Here is a 22172-nt window from a genome sequence, read left to right as displayed (position 1 = left end):
GCGCGAAGGATCGCTACCGTCCCGGTCTACCTGTCTTCCCCGGCCGGCGCTTTTCGCGGCGGGCGTCGCCTGGGTCCTCGTAAGAGCCGATGCCGGCGCGCTGACGGACGATTGGCTTATCGGTGTCGCCGCGATCCTTCGCGCCCCCCTCTGTCCTGCCGGACATCTCCCCCACGAGGGGGGAGATTGGCTGTGGCTTCGCCGGCACTTTTCCCTCTACCGGTTTCTCGGTACGGCGCACCGTCATTTCGTCCAGAGAATTCTTCTTAAACAACGGTTTGGCGGCGTCGCCCGGGATGCCGAAATCGGAGCCGTGCGCCTCTTCGGCCGACTGCTTCTTGAACAGCGAGCGCGACACCGCCCCTGACGGTGTCGGCATATCGGTACCAGGCCCCATATCGTCGAGCGAGGGCTTGGCGAACAGCGGCTTCTTCACCGGCACGGCGCCGTCGGCGCCCATCTCGTCGAGATCGGGCTTGCGAAAGAGGTTGGGCCTGGCGGCCTTGGCCGCCTCTTCGGCGGCGCGTGCCTGGTCGAGCTTGCGGAAGCGTTCCTGTTCCTCCAACGTGCGATGCTTGGCCACGCCCTTGTTGTGCTTGCCCTTTTCGCGGCCCGAGGCCGGACTTTGGCCTTCCACCTCGCGCGCCAGCGGATCGTCGGAGATCGACAGTTCCATCTCGCGCAGCCGCTTGATCTCGTCGCGGATGCGGGCCGCCTTCTCGAAGTCGAGATTGGCGGCGGCGTCGCGCATCTGCTTGTCCAGCGCGTCGAGATGGGCCTTGAAATTGTTGCCCATCATGGCGCCGGCGCCGTCGGTGAACTGCGAGATGTCGGCGCGGACGTGGTCCTTCTCGTAGACCGAATCCAGAATGTCGGAGATGCGCGACTTGACCGATTCCGGCGTGATGCCGTTGGCGGCGTTCCATTCCATCTGCTTTTCGCGGCGGCGATTGGTCTCGGCCATTGCCCGTTCCATCGAGCCGGTGACCTGGTCGGCGTAGAGGATGACCTTGCCGTCGACGTTGCGGGCGGCGCGGCCGATGGTCTGGATCAGCGAGGTTTCCGAACGCAAAAAACCTTCCTTGTCGGCATCGAGAATGGCGACGAAGCCGCATTCGGGAATGTCGAGGCCTTCGCGCAGCAGGTTGATGCCGACCAGCACGTCGAAGGCGCCAAGCCGCAAATCGCGCAGGATCTCGATGCGTTCCAGCGTGTCGATGTCGGAGTGCATGTAGCGAACGCGCACGCCCTGCTCGTGCAGATACTCGGTCAGATCCTCGGCCATGCGCTTGGTCAGCACGGTGACCAGCGTGCGGTAGCCGGCGGCGGTCGTCTCGCGGATTTCGCCGACGACGTCGTCGACCTGGCTCTTGGCCGGGCGCACCTCGACCGGCGGATCGATCAGCCCGGTCGGGCGGATGACTTGCTCGGCAAAGACGCCGCCGGCCTGTTCCATCTCCCAGCCGCCGGGCGTCGCCGAAACGGCGACCGAGAGCGGCCGCATGGCGTCCCATTCCTCAAAGCGAAGCGGCCGGTTGTCCATGCAGGAGGGCAGGCGGAAGCCATATTCGGCCAGCGTCGCTTTTCGCCTGAAGTCGCCACGATACATGCCGCCGATCTGCGGCACGGTGACGTGGCTTTCGTCGATGAAGACCAGCGCGTTGTCGGGAATGTATTCGAACAAGGTCGGCGGCGGATCGCCGGGCTGGCGGCCGGTGAGGTAGCGCGAATAGTTCTCGATGCCGGCGCAGGAGCCGGTGGCTTCCAGCATTTCTAGGTCGAAGCGGCAGCGTTGTTCCAGCCGCTGTGCCTCCAGCAGCCGGCCGGCGCGCTCGAGCTCGACCAGGCGGTGCTTGAGCTCTTCCTTGATCGACTTGATCGCCTGGTTCAGCGTCGGGCGCGGCGTCACATAGTGTGAGTTGGCGTAGATCTTGACGCTCTTCAACTCGCCCGTCTTCTGGCCGGTCAGCGGGTCGAACTCGGTGATCGCCTCGATCTCATCGCCGAACATCGAGATGCGCCAGGCGCGGTCTTCCAGGTGGGCCGGGAAGATTTCGATCGTGTCGCCACGCACGCGGAATGAGCCGCGCACGAAATTGATGTCCTGGCGCTTGTACTGCTGCGCGACGAGGTCGGCGAGCAGGGCGCGCTGATCGAGCCGGTCGCCGATCTGCATCTGGAAGGTCATCGCCGTGTAGGTCTCGACCGAGCCGATACCGTAGATGCAGGACACCGAGGCGACGATGATGACGTCGTCGCGCTCGAGCAGCGAACGGGTCGCCGAATGGCGCATGCGGTCGATCTGCTCGTTGATAGAGGACTCCTTCTCGATGAAGGTGTCGGTGCGCGGAACATAGGCTTCCGGCTGGTAATAATCGTAATAGGAGACGAAATATTCCACCGCGTTGTCGGGGAAGAATTTCTTGAACTCGGAATAGAGCTGCGCGGCCAGCGTCTTGTTGGGCGCCAGGATCAAAGCGGGCCGCTGCGTCTCCTCGATCACCTTGGCCATGGTGAAGGTTTTTCCGGAACCGGTGACGCCGAGCAGCACCTGGGTGCGGTCGTTGTTGTCGACGCCCTCGACCAGATCCTTGATGGCGGTCGGCTGGTCGCCCGCCGGTTCGAAGTCCGACACCATCTTGATGGCGATGCCGCCTTCGGATTTCTCCGGCCGGGCAGGGCGGTGCGGTGTCCACAGCACGCCGTCCTTGTGCAGCGGATTGCCGGATTCGATCAGCGCCGAGAGCGCGGCCACCGTGGCGGTGACGCTACTGGACGACATCGTCTCGGCTTCCTCCAGCGAGATGTCGAGGCCGGCGACCGGATTAAGGCCGGCTGCCGTGCGTTCGCGGGCCGACGCGGCGCCGCCCATCGAGGTGCCGCGCGCGGTGCGGCCCGGCGCGGCGGACCGCTCGGGTATCTTCTTCGGCGACTTGGCGCCGCCGCCTTTGCCCGTGGTGCGTCCTTCGCGTTCGGCCTCCTGCTCGATCTGCTCGGCCCAATCGGCGATCGAGCCAGTCAGCGGCGTGCCCGACAGTTCGGCCTGCGGCATCTCGGCAAAGCCGCCCTTGTGCAGCGGCTCCGAGGCGTCGAGGAAATCGGTCAGCGGGCTGCGCCGCTTCGGCGCGGCGCGGTCCTCATTCGCCGTCGGCGGCGTTTTTTTATCGGGGGATTTGGCCATGCCCCGAATATGGGAGGTCTTGGCGAAAATGGAAAGAGCACGATGAAGGCAGGCGTGCCGCCGGCTGCGGCTCCTGACAGCAGGCTGTCAGGAGTGGGCAGGTATGGCGCGCTTCCTGCTCGCAGGGGTCAGGCGCCGCGCGCGTTGTCGGCCACGCGGGTCGGCGATCCATTCAGGCGCGGCACCACGACGAGCCGGGTGACCTTGCCCTTCTTGAAGGCGGCGAGGAAGCGCGCATAGTCCTTGAAGGCGACGCAACCGCTCGACTGGGCGTAGCGGCCCCGAAGCAGGTAGGTATGGGCCAGCAGGCCGTCGCGATTGTATTTGTTGCGGCCATCGACCGGTGTTAGGCGCAAGGCCTCCACACCGTGAAAGCGCGACTCGCGCAGCGACAGATTATAGGTGTTGGGCGGTGTCGGTCCGCGGTTCTTCTGGTCGGCATAGCGCGGCTGGTCCGCCATGGCGCCTTTGCCCGAATGCGCCTCGAGCCTCGAGCCGTCAGGCATGTAGACGGTGCCGGCGCTGATGTCGTAGACGGCGACGCCGTTGCCTGCGCCACTGCCGCCGCGCGGGCCGCCGAACAGGTTCTTGAACGCCTGGCCGAGGCCGCCGGCGGGAACGTCGGGCTTGGCATAGGCCAGCACGTCGCCACCATCGCGGGTCCGGCCTTGCCGGGCCGGCTGCGTGGCTTGCTGGACGGGCTTCGGCTGGGGCGCCGGCTTCTGCTCCAAAGCCTTGGGCTGTGCGGCCGGCTTGTCCTCTTCCACCACCCTGGGCTGCTGCGGCGCGTCATATTGCGGGCGGCGGGTCGGCAGCGGCACGTCATCGGTGAGCGCATCCGGCAGCGAGGCGGCGTCGCCCGGCTGTTGCTGCTGTGTCTCGACCGGCGCAACCGCGACGTCGGGCGAGGATTCGGTCATCGGCAGCGGCGAGGCGAAGGCTTCGTCCTCGACAGGCAGAGACTCGACCAGGGCAAGCGCCAACTGCGCGTTGTCGGGCGTTTCCGACTGGGCAAAGCCCATCGGCGCCGCTGCGGTCTGCACGACCGAACCCGTATCGGCGGGGGCGAAACGTTCCGCCGCCGGAGCCGGCATGTCATTGGACAGGCTGGCCATGACCTGTAGGGACGGCACGAGGGACGCCTCGGTGATCTGCGGGGCGGGGCTGGAAATCAGGGGACGGATGCTGGCCGTGCCCGCCGGCTTTCCCGCGCCGGCGAAGGCGGCAGCGAGCTTTGTCGGCGACAGCGACGCTTCCATCAGTTCGAAGCGCTGCTGCGATTTCGACTTCGCCGGCGTTGGCTTGGCCTGCACCACCAAGCGCCCGGATTTCTCCGCCCTGGAGGTTATCGCCGCCAGCTTGAAGCAGCTGGCGCCGCACTGTACGGCGTGGTCGTGCAGCGCTTGCGCGCCGCCATGGGCATTGGCTGTCACGAAGGGCGCCGCAGAGCTGAGGAAACGCTGTTTCAACGGATCGGCGAGAGCGAGCGTGCCCGGCATGGACAGCGTCTGTGGCAGGCCGATCGACGCCGTCGAGAGCGAGGCGCCGACGGAGCTGAGGCCGGCCATGGTGCCGATCAGCCATAGGCCGACGGCAGCGCTGACGCCCGGCACCGCGACCCAGCGGACAACCCGTTCAGGGGTGAAGGATGAGGCACGTGGCGCTTCGAAAGCGGTCTCGCCGCTCCAACGCCTGTCCCCGACAATTTTACGACTCAAGAACGCCATGCAACCAATCTTGCTCCAAGCGGCTCCCACGTCCGCGGCTGTGATAGCCGCGACGACCATTCTGTGAGTGATCCCAGGTGGTCCCCGACGCGTTTGCCGCGCCTGTCGTTAGTTGCCGATTGCTTCAAAATATGGACAAAGTTGGTTAACCAATCCCTCTCAAAACCAATGGAGAGACGTGGACTTTGTGCCGAAAAAAGGCTCGTCCACGACCATGCACGCGGTATTGCAGCCCTTCCAAGGCTGTTTTGCTGCCTGTTTTTGCCTGCTGAGTCAAGCAAAACAGCCTTCGCTAGTCTTAGCAAAAAGGCGGTTCGGGCGATTCCCGCGGCAATGAGGCACGCCGACATGCGTCGGCCGCGCCGCTGCTATGCCACCGGCTGCCTGCAAATAGTGTTGCCGTCCTGCCACAATTCTTCGGCCTGAAGGATCGCCTCCCGGCGGCCGATTGACTCGTTTTGGGAGGCAGTGCAATCCGTTCAAGTGCTTGGTTTTAGGTGGCAAAGGCCACTTTTGGAGGCTTTTTCCATGAAGCGTCGAGACTTCTTGGCGCTGTCGGCGGGAGCTGCGGCGTTTTCCATTCTTCCGGCCGCCGTCAAGGCCGCCGTGCCGGTTGCCTATGACCGCAATGCGGAGGTGCCGTTCAAGGACAAGAAATCATTCATCGACTGGATGGTGGCCAATCGCGGCGAGGATCCGAAGTTGCTGGCGGAGCGGTTCGATCGCTTCCAGATCATGGTCTACAACAAGGACGTGCTGGACGACCGCAACAAGCGCGCCTTCCTGCTGACGCCGCGCGAGGAGTTCGTGCTGCCGCAGAATATGGGCCGCGCCTATGATCATGCCTTCCTCGACATCGGTTATGGCGTGACGATTTCAGGCCCGCATCTGGTCGGGCGCATGACGACGTCCATCGACGTGCAGTTCGGCGAAGCCGTGCTCGAGATCGGCACCGGCTCGGGCTACCAGTCGGCCTACCTCGCCAACCTCACCGACAAGGTGCACACGATCGAGATCATCAATCCTCTGGCGCAGCGCACCCGCCGCACCTATGATGGGCTGATCGAGCGCGGCTACAGCGAATACGGCTCGGTCACCAGCCGCAATGCCGATGGCTATTATGGCTGGGAGAGCGTCGGCCCGTTCGACAAGATCATCGTCACCTGTGGCATCGACCACATCCCGCCGTCCCTCCTGCAGCAGCTCAAGCCCAACGGCGTGATGGTCATTCCGGTCGGTCCGCCGGGCGCCCAGCATGTGCTCAAGGTGATCAAGCAGCAGCTTGCCGACGGCACGTTCAACATCGTCCGCTCGGACATCTACAACGGCAAGGTGGTGCCCTTCGTGCCCTTCACCAAGCTGGAAGGCAACCAGATCGTCGGTACGCATAACGGCTGAGTTGCCGCGCGGCGGCACCGGCCTTGCTGAATTTCGCACCAAGGGGCCTGAATGGCAGCCGTCGCACCGATCTCTCGACCAGGCATCGCCCCGCTGGAGGCGCCACGGCTTGCGCACTATCTCGCGGTCGGGCTGATCGCCGGCGCCATCATCGCCCTGCAGATCGCCGTCATGCGGGTGTTCGCCGTGGGCAGCTGGTCGCATTTCGGCTCGCTGGTGGTGAGCCTCGCCATGCTTGGTTTCTCCTTGTCCAGCGTCGTCATCTTCGCCGGCAAGGGCTGGTTCGACCGCCACTGGCAAGGCGCGGCAACAGTGGCCCTGCTGCTGATCGGCCCGCTCGCCGTCGGCTCCAACCTTGTCGCCCAGACGGTGCCGTTCAACGCCATCTTCCTGGTTTCCGATCCCCAGCAGAAATGGCGGCTGCTCGCCAATTTCCTGCTCTATCTCCTGCCGTTCCTGGCCGGCGCCTTCTTCCTCGGCATCGTCTTCCTGAAAAGCCGCACCGCCTTCGGCCGCGTCTATTTCGCCGACCTGACCGGCTCGGGGCTTGCCGGCCTCGTCGTGCTGGTGTCGCTGTATCTGTTCGCGCCTGAAACCATCATCGTCGTGCCGCTGCTTTTGTGGGCCGCCGGCTCGCTCTTGTGGTTCGCCGCGTTCGGCGCCTGGAAGAGTGTTGTCGCTGGTGCCGTGGTTGCGGCGCTGTCGATCGCCGGCTACCTCATGCTGCCTGGGCTCACAGGCATACCCGACATCGCCGTCTCGCAATACAAGGGTGTCGCCTATGCCCGCAATTTCCCCGACGGCAAGCGCATCTACCGCAGCGTCTCGCCGTTCGGCGATTTGCAGGTCTATGCCAGCTCCTATATGCACTTCGCGCCGGGCCTGAGCGACAACGCCGCTTTCGGCATGCCCGAGGTTCCGGCCAACACCTATGTCGGCATGTATCGCGACGGCGACGGGCCGGAAGGCATCATGCGCAACTTGGCGCCGGCCGAGCAGGTCTATTTCCGCTATCTGCCGATGCACTATCCCTATGTCATCAAGCAGAAGCCCAAGACGTTCGTCGTGCAGTTCGGCGGCGGCATCTCCACCCAAGCGGCGCTCAATGCCGGTTCGACATCGGTGACCGTCGCCGAAAGCAACCCGATGACGTTGCGGGCGTTTCGCGATTCCGTGCTCAGGGACGTCACCGGCAATATTCTGGCCGAGCCGCGGATCAAGGTGATCGACTATGACGGGCGCCTGTTCCTCGCCAACACGGCGGAGCGCTACGACGTCATCGACCTCAGCCTCGCCGACAGCGTCGGCCTGTCCAATCCCGGCGGCTTCGCCATTTCGGAGAAATATGCCTACACGCGTGAGGCGATGCTGAGCTACATCCACGCGCTTGCCGATGGCGGCGTGCTGTCGATCACCTTGTGGAACAAGGAAGAGCCGCCGAAATCGGTGCTCAAGCTCTATTCGACCGTCGCCGAAGCGGCCAGAACCTTCGACCGCCAAGGTGCCGCCAACGATATCTTCGCCGTGTCGAGCTATCTCTCCACCACGACCGTGCTGTTCAAGCGCGGCGGCTTCACCGAGGCCGAAATCAAGACGCTGCGCGACTACACCAAATCGATGTCCTGGGAGGAGGTCTACTATCCAGGAATAGTTTATGACGGCTCGGGGGCGCAAAAGGTACTCGATGATTACCGCGCCTCGATCTTCGGCAGCGGACAGGACGCGACGCTGACCCAGCCCGCCGATGCGTCAGCGCCTGCAAATCCTGACTGCGACCCGACGGCGCCTGCCGATCCGACACTCGATGCTTGTGTGGATGCCGGTGCCGATGCCGGTCCGCAGGTGCTGCCTGCGACCGCGTTGCAGCGCATGACCTGGCACGCGCTTTTGACCGGCGGCTGGGAAAAGCTCGCCAACGATTATGTCTTCGACGCGCGCGCGCTGAGCAACGACCAACCCTATTTCGCCGCCTATGTGAAGGTCGCCGACCTGCCGCGCACGCTCGACCGGCTCGACCTGTTCCAGGACGACTGGGGCTATCTCCTGATCTGGGCGACGCTCGGCATTGCCTGCATCACGGCGGCATCGCTGGTGCTGCTGCCGGTCATCTTCGGCTGGCGCATCGTGTTCTCACGCTCGCGCGGCAAGCTCGGCACCATCCTTTATTTCGCCTGCCTCGGTCTCGGCTACATCATGGTCGAGGTCGGGCTGATCAGCCGCTTTACCGTGGCGCTGGCCAACCCGACCGTCTCGGCCTCGGTTCTGATCTCCTCGATGCTGGTGTTCTCCGGCCTCGGCAGCCTGTTCGCCGAGCGCATCTTCGACCGCGCCAGGACGCTGCTGCCGGTTGTGCTGCTGACGGTCTGCGTGCTGCTGCTGGCCTACGGGTTCTATCTGTCGCCCGTGCTCGACCGGATCGGCGCCTATCCCTATGCCGTGCGGCTGCTGCTCTGCTTCCTGCTGGTGTCGCCGCCGGCCTTCCTGATGGGCATGCCGATGGCCACCGCGATGACCTGGCTGGCGCGGCTGGGCAAGGAGCATCTGTTCGTCTGGGCCTGGGGCATCAATGGCTGTTTCTCGGTCATCGGCTCGGCCGCCGTGCCGATCGTCGCCACCAGCTTCGGGCTCAGTGCCGTGCTGCAATGGGCAGCGATGGCCTATGTCGTTGCCATCCCGGCGTTCTTTGCCGTGCTCCTGCCATCGAAGGCGCCCGCTCTCCGGGTGGTGCCCGCCTGATGCCGGACCGGCGCGCCATCGTCGCCGGACTGCTGGCCACGGCGGCGTTTCCGGCGGCAAGCCAGGGGGCGCGCTTGCACAAGGCGGTCTCGACCATCGTGCCGCTCAAGGCGTCACCGTTTCCGTACCGGGGCAAGCTGCCCGACGGCTCCGGGCCGTTTCTCGACGTCGATGCGAACGGCCGCCACGGTCACACCTCGCCGCGCGGGGGAATCTATTGGGAAGACGAGACCTATTCCGATCGCTCGACGCTGCTCGCGATTCCCAAAGGGTTCGATCCCGCCAGGCCTGCTGTCATCGTGGTGTTCTTCCACGGCAATGGCGCGACCTTGCAGCGCGACGTGGTCGGGCGCCAGCGGGTCGTCGCGCAGGTCGAGGCTTCAGGCCTCAACGCCGTGCTGGTGGCGCCGCAATTTGCCCGCGACGCGCAGGATTCCAGCGCCGGCAATTTCTGGACACCAGGCTATTTTGCCAAGTTCATGGCCGAGGCGGCGCAAGGCCTGGCCACGCTGACCGGCGCCAAGGCGGCAAAATTCGAGGCCATGCCGGTGGTGATGGTCGCCTATAGCGGCGGCTACAATCCGGCCGCTTCCGTGCTCGGGAATGGTGACATCGGCAGACGCCTGCTCGGGGTCATCCTGCTCGACGCCGTCTTCGACGAGGCCGGCATCTTCGCCGACTGGATCGCGCATCACAGGAAGAGTTTCTTCGTCAGCGCCTATGGCAAATCATCGGCCTCCGGCAATGCCGAGATCAGGCGGTTGCTGGCGGGCCACGGTATAGATGCCAGTTCCGATCCACCGCGCCGCCTCGAAGCCGGCACTGTCGCCCTGCTTGCCTCGGACGCTGCGCACGACACCTTCGTCACGCGGGCCTTTGTCGGCAATCCACTGCAGTGGCTGCTGGCCCGGCTGCACGGGTTCGCGCGCTGAGGCACCTCCATCGCCTCATTGCGCGCTCAGTTGAACCACAGCGCGAACGTCAAGAACCCGCCGCCGCCGAACTGGCGCTGGATCTGATCGAAATCCTCGCTGGTCAGGATCTTGCCGGTTTCGAGGTAAGGGGCGATGCCGGGACCGGTGATCGACAGCACGAGGTCGAAGGGTTTTGGCTCGTCGAAGAAGCGCTTCATGTTGATGCCCTTGCCGGTGATGCGGAAATGCGGCAGCAGCGCGCGGCCTTCGAGCAGATCCTCGGCCATGGTCAAGGTGGCGAGCCAGGCCTGGACCTGCTCCTCGCCGACTTCGAGGCCAGTGAGCGGGTTTTCGCCCTTCTGCTGCGGGCCGGGCAGCCATTCGCGGTCATTATCGGTCTCGGCGCGGATCGCCTTCCAGTCCTCGCGCGACAGCCGGATCATTTCGAGCAGCTCCTGGCGCGCCGCCTTGCGACGCTCCGGCTCGATCACCGGCCAGTTGATCATGTGCACCATCGAGATGAAATCGGCGATGCGCCATTCCGAGGAGAAGATGCTCGAGCCCATCTCACTTGGCGGCGGCACGAGGATGTCCTGCAACGGCAGCTTGGCGCGCGGAAAAAGCATGTGGAACGAGCCGTCGAACGTGCCCCTGAAATCATGCGCCAGCCAGAAATCGGCCTGCGCCATCAGGAACTCGGCATAGCCCTGCAGCCAATAGCCGTCGGCGCGATCGAAGCGGAAAGTGAGCGCCGGTGCGGCGCCGTCCGGCGCCATGCCGCCATGCGACAGCGCGGCCATGATCGCTGCCATGCTTTCATCCGGCGCGATCGTGCCGTCCTCGTTGAGGTCGATACCGACATGGGTGAGGTCGATGACCGTGCCGATATCGGCATCGGCCGGCACCGAACCCAGTGTCGCGGCGGATTTTCCCAGCCGGTCGCGGAACGCGACCAGTATGGCGCGGAACTCTTCATAGGCCAGCGGCTCGGGTTTGGGATTGGGCGGCACGGGCAGCTGCATCAGTGGCAGCATGAAGGATTGCGGGCTTTCGAAACCATGGCGGTGCAGGCCGCTGGCCAGCAATTCCAGCGCCGTGAAGAACTCGCCGGCGCCGGCGGCATAGGCGGACGCCGGATCTTTCGGCGCGGCCGCTTCCAGGGTAGACAGCGCGGCGTCGCGCGCGGCTACGGTTTTTGCCTCGAACAAGGCGGTTGCCGCTTCCGGCATGGCGGCCGATGCGGACGACAGTGGCACGAGCAGAATGAAAGCCGATCCCAGCAGGCTTGCTATTCGCGTCATTTTTCCCTCCCATTTGTCGCCAGCGACCATACACGGATTTACGATGTCGCGCCTGTCGGCGCCGACACGCTGTCCACATCGTTGATTGCCATCGTTGATTGCCGACGGCTTCAACCAGCCCGCTGGACAGTCTAGACAAGGCAAACGATTGGGCGCGCCGTGTCGAACTATCCGCTCTCCTATAAACTGTCCTGGCTGCCGCATTTCCTGAAACCGTCGCTCGTCGGTGACGCCACCGGGTTCGCGCCGGCATCGGGGACGCTGATGGACCCGCCACCGAGACAGACGGTGCGGCTGGCCTTCATCGGCGACATCTCGGCGGTAGCCAACCGGGGCGCGCCGGACTGCGATCCGGCGATCAAGGCGCTGCTGGGCACGGCCGACCTGGTGATCGGCAATTGCGAAAGCCCTGTTGTCGACAGGCCGAGCGCCGTGCTGGGGACAAAGCTCGGTACGCATCATGCGATGAGCGAACGCTTTCTGGCCGAGGCACTCGCGGCGGTCGGCATCGGGCGCGAAAAACTGGTGCTGTCACTGGCCAATAATCATGTGTTCGACCAGGGCGTCGCCGGTTTCGACGTGACGGTGGCCGCGTTGAAGCGGCTCGATATCCGCACCATCGGCCTAGCCGCCAATGGTCCGGTTCGGTCGATCAAAGTCGGGCCCCTGGATGTCGGCTTCGCTGCTTTCACGCTGTGGCGCAACGCCGACGAGAGCTTGTTTGCCGGTCGCGTGTCGATGGACAGCGACCCGACAGGCTGGCCGCGCGATCGTTTCGACCTCCTCTGCGCCGTGCCGCATTGGGATTGGGAATTTCGGCATTTTCCGCGTGCCGGAACACGGGCGCTGGCGCGGCGGCTGGCCGGGCAGGGCGTAGGGCTGATCGCCGGCCATCACGCGCATGTCGTGCAGCCGGTGGAGCGGATCGGCGACGCGATCGTCGCTTATGGGCTCGGCGATTTCCTCGGCACCGCTTTTGCCCGCCAGCCATGGCCGGGGCGGATCGGCGGGATTTTCGTCGTCGATGTGAGTGCCGATGCCGATACGCGCGGCAGGATCGCCGCCCACGGGCTGCATCCATTCATGCGGGTACGCGTGGGCGACCATGAGCGGCTGGTGTCGGTGGAGGAATTGGAGAGTTCGATAAGGGGAAAGGTCGAAGGGCGGCTGGGCGCAATCTTCCCTTCTCACACAAGGGGATAAGGGATCACCGCTCTATCCGGCTGGCGTCATTCCTGCAAAAGCAGCTATCATAATGGAGCAAAGCGGGCTTCGGCAGCGGGGGGATGGCAATGGAAACTTTCATGCCGGGCGCGGCCGACATCGCGGCCATCAAGAAGGACATCGAGACCTACGAAGCGACAAGGGCCTCGGTGGCACGCGGGGTCAAGTGGCGCGTGCCGTTGTTCGTTGGCCTGGTGGTCGTCTTCGTCGCGCTCATTGCCTGGCTGTTCAACAAGGTCGCCGATCCCAACGAGCAATGGTTCTCGACGCCGCATGTGTTTCTCTATGGCATCGGCTTGGTGGTGGCGATCGTGGTCTATTTCAGGGCAATCAGGCCGGCGGCGAGGCTGCAGCAATCGTTTCGCCAGACGCTGCTGCCAATCATCTTCGGCTTCATTGGGGATATGCGCTACCAGCACGACGTGACGCCGCATTCCTTTGACCGATTGCCGCGCGAGACGGTCGGCGGTTTCACCATGAGCCGCTTCGATGACATCATCTCAGGACGCTATGACGGATTTGCCTTCGAGCTGTACGAAGCCGATCTCTGGGACAGGGGCGCCACCAAGAACAAGACCACCACGTTCAAGGGCGTCATCGTCGCTTTCGAGGCCTTCGAGCCGTTTCCTGGAATACTGGTCGCGGCGCGACGTGCCACTGGCGTCATCGGCTTTTTCCGCGGCATGTTCGCGACCAGGATGCAGGAACTGCCGTCCGGCGTGCCTGAGCTTGACGCCGCCTATGAGTTCCGCACCGACAATGTCGAGGCGGCGCGGCCGCTGGTGACCGGCCGGCTGGCGCAAGCGCTGAAATGGCTCGGCGAAACCTGGCCGGACGAGCCCGCGCGTGTCGCGCTCAACGGCAGCGACGGTTTTCTGCTCCTGCCGCAACCGAAGAACTTTTTCGAGCTACCTGATATTTCGGTGCCGCTCGACTACGCCAGCCATGTCGCACCGATGATTTCGGACCTGGGTGCCATGCTGGCGACCGCGGCACTGGTGCGCAAGATCGGCGCAAGCTAGTCCGGTTGGGCAAACGATCAACAATCGTAACCGGATTTGTCGCGCAGGTAGTCCGCTTCTTCCTTCGACATCCTCTTGAACATCACACACACGGTGAAGCTACCGACTTGCCGCCCGTCGCGCCTGTATCCCCAGTCCGAAATATCGTCCCTGGTGAATTCTATGTTCTGGCCGAGGACGACATTGCGCACAGCTGCCGGTTCGTTTGCCAATATGCCGACGAACCCTGTTTCGGTACGCTGGAACGGGATGACCCAGAAGTGCTCGCTGATATCCCCATCGCGCACCTCGACCTTCAATTTGAACCTGTCCGTCCCCGAGGGCGGCGTTCCGGCCAGGGCCAGGAACTCATCCAGGCTGGCAAGAGCCTTTGCAGTGGCCGTCGCCATCTCGGGGTCGTCCGTGGCAAACATAAGCGGTTTGTCATCGTTCGGATTCGCGGCTTGCGCGCCGGCCGATCCCGGAGCACACGCCAGCATTATCAAGGACATCATGGATCGGACTGCAAGCTTCATGGAAAGGCCCCCTTCATGGTAACGGCGCACCATCCGGCATCCGTTCCAGATTTGCAACCGGAGCGCGAGTTTCGTCCAATTCAATTTGGCGATCCGAACTGATCCATGACACAAAGTGTGTATCGATAACCGCTCGGCCGTCTGTTTCGTGATGCTGCTCGAGACGGATTGCGGCGGCCGCGCCGTGATCGCAACCGCTCGCCACAATCCGTCTAAACGACTCTTTTCGCGAACAGAAATGCGCTCGCCGGGGGAACCGAAGCGGCCTGAAATGATGTCGGCCGCGGACAATATGTCGGAATTAAGCCTATGATATCCTTTGCGAAAATTCACCCAACGTGATTTGCCGATCATGGCTGTCTCGTTCCAGTCTCGGGCCGTTCGGTGCTGCTCTCTCCCAAGCGGTACCGGAAAACCGAAACAGCACGGAGTGCTATCCATGAAGAAGACCCTCGCAACCACCGCCGCTCTGCTCGCCTTCCTCGGCACGGCCTATGCCGCGACCGTTCAGGGCACCATCCAGGCGGTCGATCCGACAACCAAGTCGGTCACGCTCGACGACGGCAAGATCTACCAGCTGTCGCCCGATGCGTCGGTCGGGAAACTGAAGGTTGGGGCCAAGGTGGCGGTGACCGTCGACGACAAGACCGGCATGGTGACGTCGATCAAGAAGGCTTCATAGCGACTGCTGACCGGACTTTTGAGACCCTGCTCCAATCTGGCCGGTTCCTTCGGGGACCGGCCATTTTCATTACCTTGGGCACTCACCGCCAGGCGACGACGGTGGTAAAACGCCGTTCCGGCAGCGCCGCTATGGTTTTTGCCAAAAGGCCGCGCTATTCCTTGGCTGACGGGGGATCCGCATGGCCGAGGAACAAAGGGGATTTCGCCTGTCGCGGCGGCTGCTGCTGGGGGCGGCTGTTTTCGGCGGCGCGGTACTGTGGGGCGGTACCACCGTGGCGCGGCTGGCGCGTGGCCCGTCAGGGCCGAAGAACACCGGACGCATCGCCGATATAGACGGCATCGCGCTGCCGCTGAAGCCGATCGCCAGCCCGCCGGCCTTCGATCCGTCGCTGCCCTGGCTGGCAAAAGGCGGCGACATCAACGACGCCAGCGGCCTGTCGAGGACGCCGGTCTACGGCATGGTCGAGGTCAGCGAGGAAGAACACATCGCCAGGGCGCTGGCCTTCGCGCGCGCCACCGGGCTGAAGGTGTCGCTGGCGGCGATCCGCCATTCGATGGGCGGGCATGCTTTCGACGACAATGCGCTGGTTCTCGACCTCAGAAAGTTCAACAAAGTCACGGTGAACGCCGCGGCCAAGACAATGACCTTGCAGCCGGGCGCGTGCTGGCACGACATCCAGAACATGCTGCATCCGCTTTTCGCGGTGAAGGCGATGCAGTCGACCGACATCTTTTCGGTCGGCGGCTCGCTGTCGGTGAACGCGCATGGCATGGACCATCAGGCAGGCTCGGTGGCCGGTTCGATCCGCTCGATGCGGGTGATGCTGGCCGACGGTTCGGTGACCACCTGCTCGCCAGCCGACAACAGCGAGTTGTTCCGCCATGTCGTCGGCGGCTACGGCCTGTTCGGCGTGGTGCTGGAGGCGACGCTCGATATCGTCGACAATGCCGTCTACCGCACCTCGCGCGAGATCATCAAGTCCGACGATTTCCCGAAATTCTTTGTCGAGGTGCTGGAGCCGAACAAGGACATCGGCCTGTTCTACGGCCATCTGTCGACCGCGCCGGGCAATTTCCTCGAGGACATGATCGTCTACCGCTACGATAAGGTGGCGGAGCAGCCGCCCGCCGACCAGCCGGCGCTCGGCGAACCCGATGGCGTCGGCCTGAAGCGGGCGATCATGAACATGGCCAAATGGGGCAGTGCGTTCCAGGAACTGAAATGGTTCACCGAAAAGACGCTGGAGCCGAAATTCGAGAGCTGCACGGTGCCGCGTACCTCCGCGCTTGCCGAGGGCGAGGCCTGCCTCGTCACCCGCAACAACCCGATGCACGATTCGGTGCCGTATCTGTTCAACAACCTCATGGGCGAGACCGACATACTGCACGAATATTTTATTCCTCGCGCCGCCTACGTCGAATTCATCGCGGAAGCGCGCGAGATCCTGCGCAACCAGGATCTGCCGGTGCTCAACGCCTCGGTGCGCATCGTCCACAAGGAGGACGTGGCGCTGACCTATGCGCCGGAGCCGGCCTATTCGCTGGTGCTCTATATCAACCAGCCCGCCGATGCCGATGGCAATACCAGGATGCGCGTGCTGACGCGGGCCCTTATCGACGTAACGATCAAGCATGGCGGCCGATTCTTCCTGCCCTACCAGCTGCACTATACGGCCAAGGAGCTGCTGGCGTCCTATCCCGAGCTGCCGGCTTTCCTGGCGGCAAAGCGCCACTATGACCCGACGGAACTGTTTTCCTCGACCTTCTACCGTGCCATCAAGGCGCTGAGCGGGACGGCTTAGCAGTCAGAGGAGAATTCCATGCGGATGGGATCAGCGGCGGCGGTGCTCGCCTTCGTCGCACTTTGCCCCGGACCGGCCGGCGCTGAAGACCTGAAAGCCTTCAGGCTGACGATCGACGGCAAGGCGGTTGATATCGATGCCGGCGAGAGCGCCCATGTGACGTTGCCGGACGGCAAACAGGTCGAAGTGAAGCTCGACAAGAACGATTTCGCGACCTTTTCCGGCGACAGTTTCTCCTTCAACCATCCGAGCGGCATTTCGGTGACCAAGACCGATCTCGGCGAGAACGTCACGCAATATCTGATGGCCTCGGCGCTGGGCACGATCGTCGTGGTGCAGGAATACGGCAAGATGAACCCGGTGTCGCTGAACCAGCTGATGCTGCAGGAGATGACGAAGGAATCGGTCAAGGCGGGTGCCAAGCTGACGCAGCAGCCGACGACGCGCAAGCTCGCGGACGGCAAGGAATTGACCGGCATCACCGCCGAGGTAAAGACCCGCACCGACACCGCTTATTTCGAGATCGTCGGCTACGGTCTCGCCGACCAGGGACTGTTGTTCATTACGCGTGTCGCGGGCGAGGACGCGGCGACCGAGAAGCCGCTGATCGACAAGTTCTGGCAGAGCCTGAAGCTGAAGATGTAGGCGAGGCCTACAGCTTGCCCGGCACCAGGCCGGCCAGCCAGTTCACGGAGCGCTTTGCCGCGTCGGCAGTTGCCGAGACGGCGCGGCCGAGATCGGTCTTGACCACGGCGTAGCCATTCTTCGTGCGATAGAGCACGCCGGTGCCGCCATCCACCACCTGTTCATAGGCGACGGGGCGCGCAGCGGCCGCGTCCAGGGCCGTCGTGGGCGATCCGACCGGGACGCTCGGCCGATGGCTGAGTTCCGGCGGCAGCGGGCTTTCCGTTCTGACGATCCGGCTGGCGGGCTTCAGTTCCGGGCCCGACGCGATCGCGGCCAGGTGCGATGAGGACACCGAACCTTTCGCGCGACAGATGCCGGACACCAGCGGATAGTTGAAATTGCGCTCGTGCAGGATCTGGCTTTTCATCGCGGCTTCGCAATCGGCGATGGTCGACCACTTGGCCGGCGTCTCGCCGATATATTCGCACAGCTTGGCGTCGCAGTCGCAGCCGACGATAGTCATGGCGACAAGGGCGGTCTTGATCACGGTCTCGTCCCTTCGAGATGCCCCCCGGCAGCCCAGTCAGGCGCATGTCGCGTTCCAAGCGACATGCATTCTCCATTGCGCGCGAACAAGGCGGGATTTTGGCTTCGACCGTGGAATGTGCGTGGCGGCGCGTGCCTACCCGGTGCCCGGCAAGATCCGTTTGAGGAAATTGGCGATCAGCCGCACCACGTCATGCGGGCGCTCGACCTGCGGGATGTGGTTGACACCATCGAGGACGGTCAGTTCGGCGTGTGGAAACAGCGAGGCGATCTCTTCGCCCTGGGCCAGCGGCGTGGTCGAATCCTCTCGCCCCCAGATGACGAGAACCGGCGGCGTGAAGGCGCGATAGTTCGCCTTGTTGGCGGCAAGCGATTTCCGCTCGTCATTGTAGAGGCCGCTGAACAGCCAATGACCAACGGCATTGGTGGTGCCCCTGACGTTCAGCGGGCGCGTGTAGATGGCGATGCGCTCGGCCGTGACGAGATCGTCGTTCTCGATAAATTTGCGCAAGCCGAACCGGGTCATGAGCGGATTGGTGAAGGTCGAGGCAGTCAGGAGCTGGCGTGGCCAGTCCCTTTTCAGGAGGGATGCGAACGGCAGGGCCGAAGCCTCGGTCTGGCCGAGGCCAATCGCCACGTCGAGCAGAATCAGCGCATCGATGCGATTCGGAGCCGAGAAGGCGGCTTCGATCACGCCGCCACCACCATAAGAGTGGACGCCGACGCTGAGATGCCGAAGGCCGAGCGCGTCGGCAAAGCCAAGGACACGCCTGGCGTGAGCGGCGCGCGAATAGTCCTGGTCGGCCGGTCTTTCCGAATAACCGAAGGGCGGCATGTCGACGGCGATTACGCGGAAGCCCTGTTCACCCAGCGGCGCTGCGATATCGCGGTAGGTCTCGGCCCACGATGCCGTGCCGTGGAACAAAAGCAGGGGCGATCCGTCCGACGGTCCCCAGACCTGGTAGTGCATCTTCAGCCCGTCGACCGTCGCGAACAATGCTCCCGCCGGAGCCGCTTCCCGCGGCGACAGGGTCTCGCGAAAAGCCGCTGCGGCGCGAAAGCCGACGAGCGCCACAATGACCAGCACGACCAGCGTGAGCGCGAGCCAGCCGACAATCCGGATCAGTCGACGCATGGCAGGACTGTCGCCTCAATAGTCGTAGACGTGTTCGAGCCCGGCTCCGGCCTTCATCAGCGATGGCAACACCAGATGCAGCTTGCGCACGGCCACGACCATGCCGGTGCGGCGCGTCGAGGGATCCGCCGGGAGCGGATAGCTGAACAGGATGCGCATACCTTCGGGGACGGCGATCGAATCGGTTGACAGCACCGTGATCATGATCTCCTCATTGCCACCGATCTCGACAAAGGAGACACCCTTGTCGATCAGCCGCGGGATCATGTCGGTGAAGACCTGATATCGCTTGGTGACGAAGATTGTGCCGTCCGGGCCCAGGTCCCGTTCCAGCAAGGTGTCGGGCTCGTCGCGGGTGGCCTCGCCGACCGGCCCCTTTGCCCAGACATGGACATCGAGGAAGGCCGGCTCGGAAGTCGCGGCAAGCGCCTTCTTGATGAGGTCGGCATATCCTTGCTTGATGGTGTCGGCGAGGCCGAAGGCGAGCTTGCGTTCGCTGGTGCGGATGGAACTGTCACCAGGCGCCGGCTGCACGGCAAACAGTCCGGCGCGCTTTTGCGCATAGGGAAACTGGTACCACGGCACCTGGTCGAGAAAGCCTGCATAATCCGCCGCCACCTTGGCCTGGTAGATGTCGGCGGCGGTGCGCTTGCCCGATGCCGCCTCGGTGATGCGGCCGACCGTGTTTTCGTAGGCCCACTGCAATATATGCTCGATCGAGTGGCTGGTGCCGATGATGATCAGCATCTGGTGGTTGGCATAGTTGAATTTGTAGGGGGAACTGGCGCGCATCACCGTCGCGTAATCCTGCCAGAAGCGGCCGACATAGGACCAATAGGGAAAGCCGCTCGGCTGGTCCTTGGCGACGAAACCGGCGTATTCGCGCGCGGCGTAGACGATCGCCCATTCCGGATAGGTGAGGAAGGTCGATTCCTCCGGCCGCTGGTAGCCGGGGATCTCGGCGCGCACCTTGTCGGCCAGCGCCTTGGGTGGCGCGCCGTCGGCAATGCCGGGCAGCGGCGTCCTGTCGAGCGACGGCGTCGTCAGGAAGCCATAGGCGAGCCCAGCGATCGGGATCAGGATAACGATGACGATCAGCCAGAGGATCGCCTTGATGATGCGCTTTATCAAGCGGGCCATGGCCGGTCAGGCCGTGGCGAAGTGGTCGTAGATGCGCTTCGACAGCCAGAAGCCGATATAGACGGCGATGCCGCCGATGACGATGTGCGGCAGGTTGGCGAAGAAGCGGGTGGGGAATTCAATGTCGTTGAGGGAGCGGAAGCCGTTGATGAAGATGCCGGCATCGAGGCAGCCGGAGCCGGTAATCAGCCCGAGCACGCCGTCGAACAGATAGACCGAGCCGAACAGCTTGAAATAGAACACCGCCTGGCGGTGCGAGATGAAAGCGGCGGCCAGCGCCCAGACGCCGGAAAAGGCATGCAGCAGGTCGTCATACCATTGCAGCGAGAACAGGCCGAACAGATTGCCGTCGGCATCGTTGAAGGCCGGAATGTAGCCGATGGCCACGACCGCGAAGAACAGGAATGCATAGGCGACGGCAAGCTTCTGGATCAATGTCATGAAGTATCCCCCTTCAATTGACGTCGAACGTTAGCTGATTTTGTTTCCGGTTGCAGCCCCAACCGGAAACACCGCAACAATTGTGTGGGAGAGCCAAAAGACAGTCGGCGCCGGGATTTCTCCCAGCGCCTCCCTGTCAGATCAGGACACGGTCGCGGCAGCAACTTCCGTAAAGTCGTCGCGCCATGCCGGCCTTGATTTTGACGGTCCTGCCAGAAGCCGCCCGAGGGCGACGTCCGTTCCAGACCACGCCGGTCTTGGCCCTTGCGGGCTTTGCCCTGCGTGCCATCGAAGGTTTTTGCCGTCCTTCATGGCAGCATCGGTCCGCCGTCGGCGTTGGCACGCTTTCCGCGGCCCCGTAGGTCTCGGCTTCCGTCCCTCGAACAGGCAAGCCTGCTCTCGCTTCGGGCCGTACGGGCCTCAGGAAATCCGCCTTTCACTTCGCCTTTCGGCTTGATGATCGGTAGCCGCCTGAGATGGGTTGAACTTACGCCGGGTAAGGGGTTTGGGGAATGGCCGCGCCCCTGTGGATAGCGGGATTATCGGGGACCGATGCCAGAAGCTAGGGAAATTCAGGCGCGAAGGCCTTAGACAGCCTGCCCCGCTTTTCGGCGAACGAACCGACGGTGCCCCCTTGCTCTGCCGACAGGCGCGGGTTTCAATGCCGGCTAAGATCGGGGCCGGCTAAGATCGGGGCCGGCTAAGATCGGGGCCGGCAAAGGATCGGGCGCGGCATGTCCGGCGCCTTCCGGGGGAGGACGCGTAGTGAAGGTCGGGGTGGTGCTCAATCCGATTGCCGGTGGCGGCCGGCTGAAACGGCATTGGCCCGATGTCGCCGCCGCGCTGAAAAAGCACTTCGGCGATTTCGAACTGCGCGAGACGCAGGCCGAGGGCGACGCCGAACGGCTGGCGCTCGATCTCGCGGCAAACGGCTTCGACCTGGTGATCGCGGCCGGCGGCGACGGCACGGCCAGCGAAGTGGCCGACGGCCTGCTGCAGGCCCGCGAGGAGGGCGGCAGGACAGCCGAACTCGGCCTGCTGCCGTGCGGCGCCGGCATCGATTTCGCGCGCGGCCTCGGCCTGCCGAAGGAGATCGACGCAACGCTGAAACGGATCGCCGACGCCAAGGCAAGGGCGGTCGATGCCGGCCGCATCTGCTATGTCGACGATCATGGCGCGCTGGCCAGCCGGCACTTCATCAACATCGCCAGCCTCGGCCTGTCGGGCGCCACCGACCGCGCCGTCAATGCCGACAAACGCAAGGGCAGGATGTCGGCCAAGGCGCTGTTCCTGTGGCGCACGGTGGTCGAGTTCATCCGCTATCGCTTCCAGGACGTACGGATCACCGTCGACGACGCCACGCCGGTCGAGGCGCGGATGGCGCTGGTGGCGGTGGCCAACGGCAAATTCTTCGGCGGCGGCATGATGATCGCGCCCGATGCGGAGCTGACCGACGGGCAGTTCGACATCGTCATCCTGCGCGCGGCCGGCAAGCTGAAGCTGATCTGGGATATCAGGCTGCTCTATGGCGGCAGGCATCGCAACCATCCCGCCATCACCATCCTGCGCGGCAGGAAGGTGGTGGTCGAACCGCTCGGCGATGTGGAAAAGAACGGCGCGCTGGTCGACATCGACGGCGAGTCGCCGGGGCGCATACCGGCGACCTTCGAGATCCTGCCCGGGGCGTTGATGCTGAGATATTGAAGCGAGGCGTTGCCGGAGGGGTAGAGCGCCCGCGGCGGAACAGCACCGTTGCAACGCCTTGATGTACCGCGTGGA

The 22172-nt window shown here is 64.0% G+C and carries 17 protein-coding genes; 9 read left to right on the top strand and 8 right to left on the bottom strand.

Annotated elements, in window-relative coordinates; translation table 11 throughout:
* Positions 1–13: 13 nt before the first annotated feature.
* Together uvrB and FJ434_RS21295 are read right to left on the bottom strand one after the other, a co-directional pair.
* The gene (uvrB, locus tag FJ434_RS21300; RefSeq protein WP_140751103.1) at positions 14–3181 is read right to left on the bottom strand and encodes an excinuclease ABC subunit UvrB; all 3168 of its coding nucleotides are present in this window, start codon (positions 3179–3181) and stop codon (positions 14–16) included.
* Between the two features lie 128 nt (positions 3182–3309).
* The gene (locus FJ434_RS21295) at positions 3310–4908 is read right to left on the bottom strand and encodes a DUF2778 domain-containing protein (RefSeq protein WP_140712434.1); all 1599 of its coding nucleotides are present in this window, start codon (positions 4906–4908) and stop codon (positions 3310–3312) included.
* A 528-nt stretch (positions 4909–5436) separates the two neighbouring features.
* Here FJ434_RS21295 and FJ434_RS21290 point away from each other — a divergent pair.
* Genes FJ434_RS21290 through FJ434_RS21280 form a run of 3 tightly spaced genes read left to right on the top strand, consistent with a single transcriptional unit; the run spans position 5437 to position 9974 of the window.
* Entirely contained in the window at positions 5437–6306 is an 870-nt protein-coding gene (locus FJ434_RS21290) for a protein-L-isoaspartate O-methyltransferase (protein ID WP_140712432.1), read from the top strand.
* A 51-nt stretch (positions 6307–6357) separates the two neighbouring features.
* Entirely contained in the window at positions 6358–9042 is a 2685-nt protein-coding gene (locus tag FJ434_RS21285; protein ID WP_140751105.1) for a hypothetical protein, read from the top strand.
* Entirely contained in the window at positions 9042–9974 is a 933-nt protein-coding gene (locus FJ434_RS21280; protein WP_140751107.1) for a hypothetical protein, read from the top strand. Before FJ434_RS21285 ends, FJ434_RS21280 begins: the two co-directional genes overlap by 1 nt.
* Before the next feature lie 26 nt (positions 9975–10000).
* Here FJ434_RS21280 and FJ434_RS21275 read toward each other — a convergent pair whose 3' ends face one another.
* Positions 10001–11257, bottom strand: a complete 1257-nt coding sequence (locus tag FJ434_RS21275; protein WP_140751110.1) for a hypothetical protein — start codon at positions 11255–11257, stop codon at positions 10001–10003.
* Between the two features lie 159 nt (positions 11258–11416).
* Between FJ434_RS21275 and FJ434_RS21270 the strand changes: the two genes are divergently transcribed.
* Complete coding sequence (locus tag FJ434_RS21270) at positions 11417–12460, top strand: CapA family protein (RefSeq protein WP_140751112.1); 1044 nt, start codon at positions 11417–11419, stop codon at positions 12458–12460.
* Between the two features lie 89 nt (positions 12461–12549).
* A complete protein-coding gene (locus FJ434_RS21265) occupies positions 12550–13503 on the top strand; it encodes a DUF3137 domain-containing protein (protein ID WP_181166049.1) in 954 nt (317 codons plus the stop codon).
* A 17-nt stretch (positions 13504–13520) separates the two neighbouring features.
* Here the strand turns inward: FJ434_RS21265 and FJ434_RS30320 are convergent, their stop codons facing one another.
* Positions 13521–14372, bottom strand: coding sequence for a DUF2314 domain-containing protein (locus FJ434_RS30320; protein WP_246678358.1), 852 nt, complete (start codon positions 14370–14372; stop codon positions 13521–13523).
* Between the two features lie 85 nt (positions 14373–14457).
* Here FJ434_RS30320 and FJ434_RS21255 point away from each other — a divergent pair, with 85 nt between their 5' ends.
* From FJ434_RS21255 to FJ434_RS21245, 3 genes are all read left to right on the top strand, one after another.
* Complete coding sequence (locus FJ434_RS21255; protein ID WP_015316128.1) at positions 14458–14700, top strand: DUF1344 domain-containing protein; 243 nt, start codon at positions 14458–14460, stop codon at positions 14698–14700.
* Between the two features lie 181 nt (positions 14701–14881).
* A complete protein-coding gene (locus tag FJ434_RS21250; RefSeq protein WP_140751116.1) occupies positions 14882–16504 on the top strand; it encodes an FAD-binding oxidoreductase in 1623 nt (540 codons plus the stop codon).
* 18 nt (positions 16505–16522) lie between these two features.
* A complete protein-coding gene (locus FJ434_RS21245) occupies positions 16523–17149 on the top strand; it encodes a hypothetical protein (RefSeq protein ID WP_140751118.1) in 627 nt (208 codons plus the stop codon).
* Positions 17150–17156: 7 nt separating this feature from the next.
* On the opposite strand, the gene FJ434_RS21240 is transcribed toward FJ434_RS21245, so the two are convergent.
* From FJ434_RS21240 to FJ434_RS21225, 4 genes are all read right to left on the bottom strand, one after another.
* Positions 17157–17678, bottom strand: coding sequence for a hypothetical protein (locus FJ434_RS21240; protein WP_140751120.1), 522 nt, complete (start codon positions 17676–17678; stop codon positions 17157–17159).
* 135 nt (positions 17679–17813) lie between these two features.
* Positions 17814–18812 (bottom strand): alpha/beta hydrolase, encoded by a 999-nt coding sequence (locus FJ434_RS21235; protein ID WP_140751122.1) that lies wholly within the window; start codon positions 18810–18812, stop codon positions 17814–17816.
* Between the two features lie 15 nt (positions 18813–18827).
* Entirely contained in the window at positions 18828–19952 is a 1125-nt protein-coding gene (locus tag FJ434_RS21230; RefSeq protein ID WP_140751124.1) for a hypothetical protein, read from the bottom strand.
* 6 nt (positions 19953–19958) lie between these two features.
* Positions 19959–20393 (bottom strand): hypothetical protein, encoded by a 435-nt coding sequence (locus tag FJ434_RS21225; RefSeq protein ID WP_027143311.1) that lies wholly within the window; start codon positions 20391–20393, stop codon positions 19959–19961.
* A 765-nt stretch (positions 20394–21158) separates the two neighbouring features.
* Between FJ434_RS21225 and FJ434_RS21220 the strand changes: the two genes are divergently transcribed.
* Positions 21159–22097 (top strand): diacylglycerol kinase family protein, encoded by a 939-nt coding sequence (locus FJ434_RS21220; protein WP_140504993.1) that lies wholly within the window; start codon positions 21159–21161, stop codon positions 22095–22097.
* Positions 22098–22172: the final 75 nt, after the last annotated feature.

The sequence above is a fragment of the Mesorhizobium sp. B2-5-13 genome (assembly GCF_006440535.1).
Taxonomy (GTDB): Bacteria; Pseudomonadota; Alphaproteobacteria; order Rhizobiales; family Rhizobiaceae; genus Mesorhizobium; species Mesorhizobium salmacidum.
The sequence above is the reverse complement of the archived record's forward strand: the minus strand, read 5'-3'. Positions and strand labels throughout refer to the sequence as shown.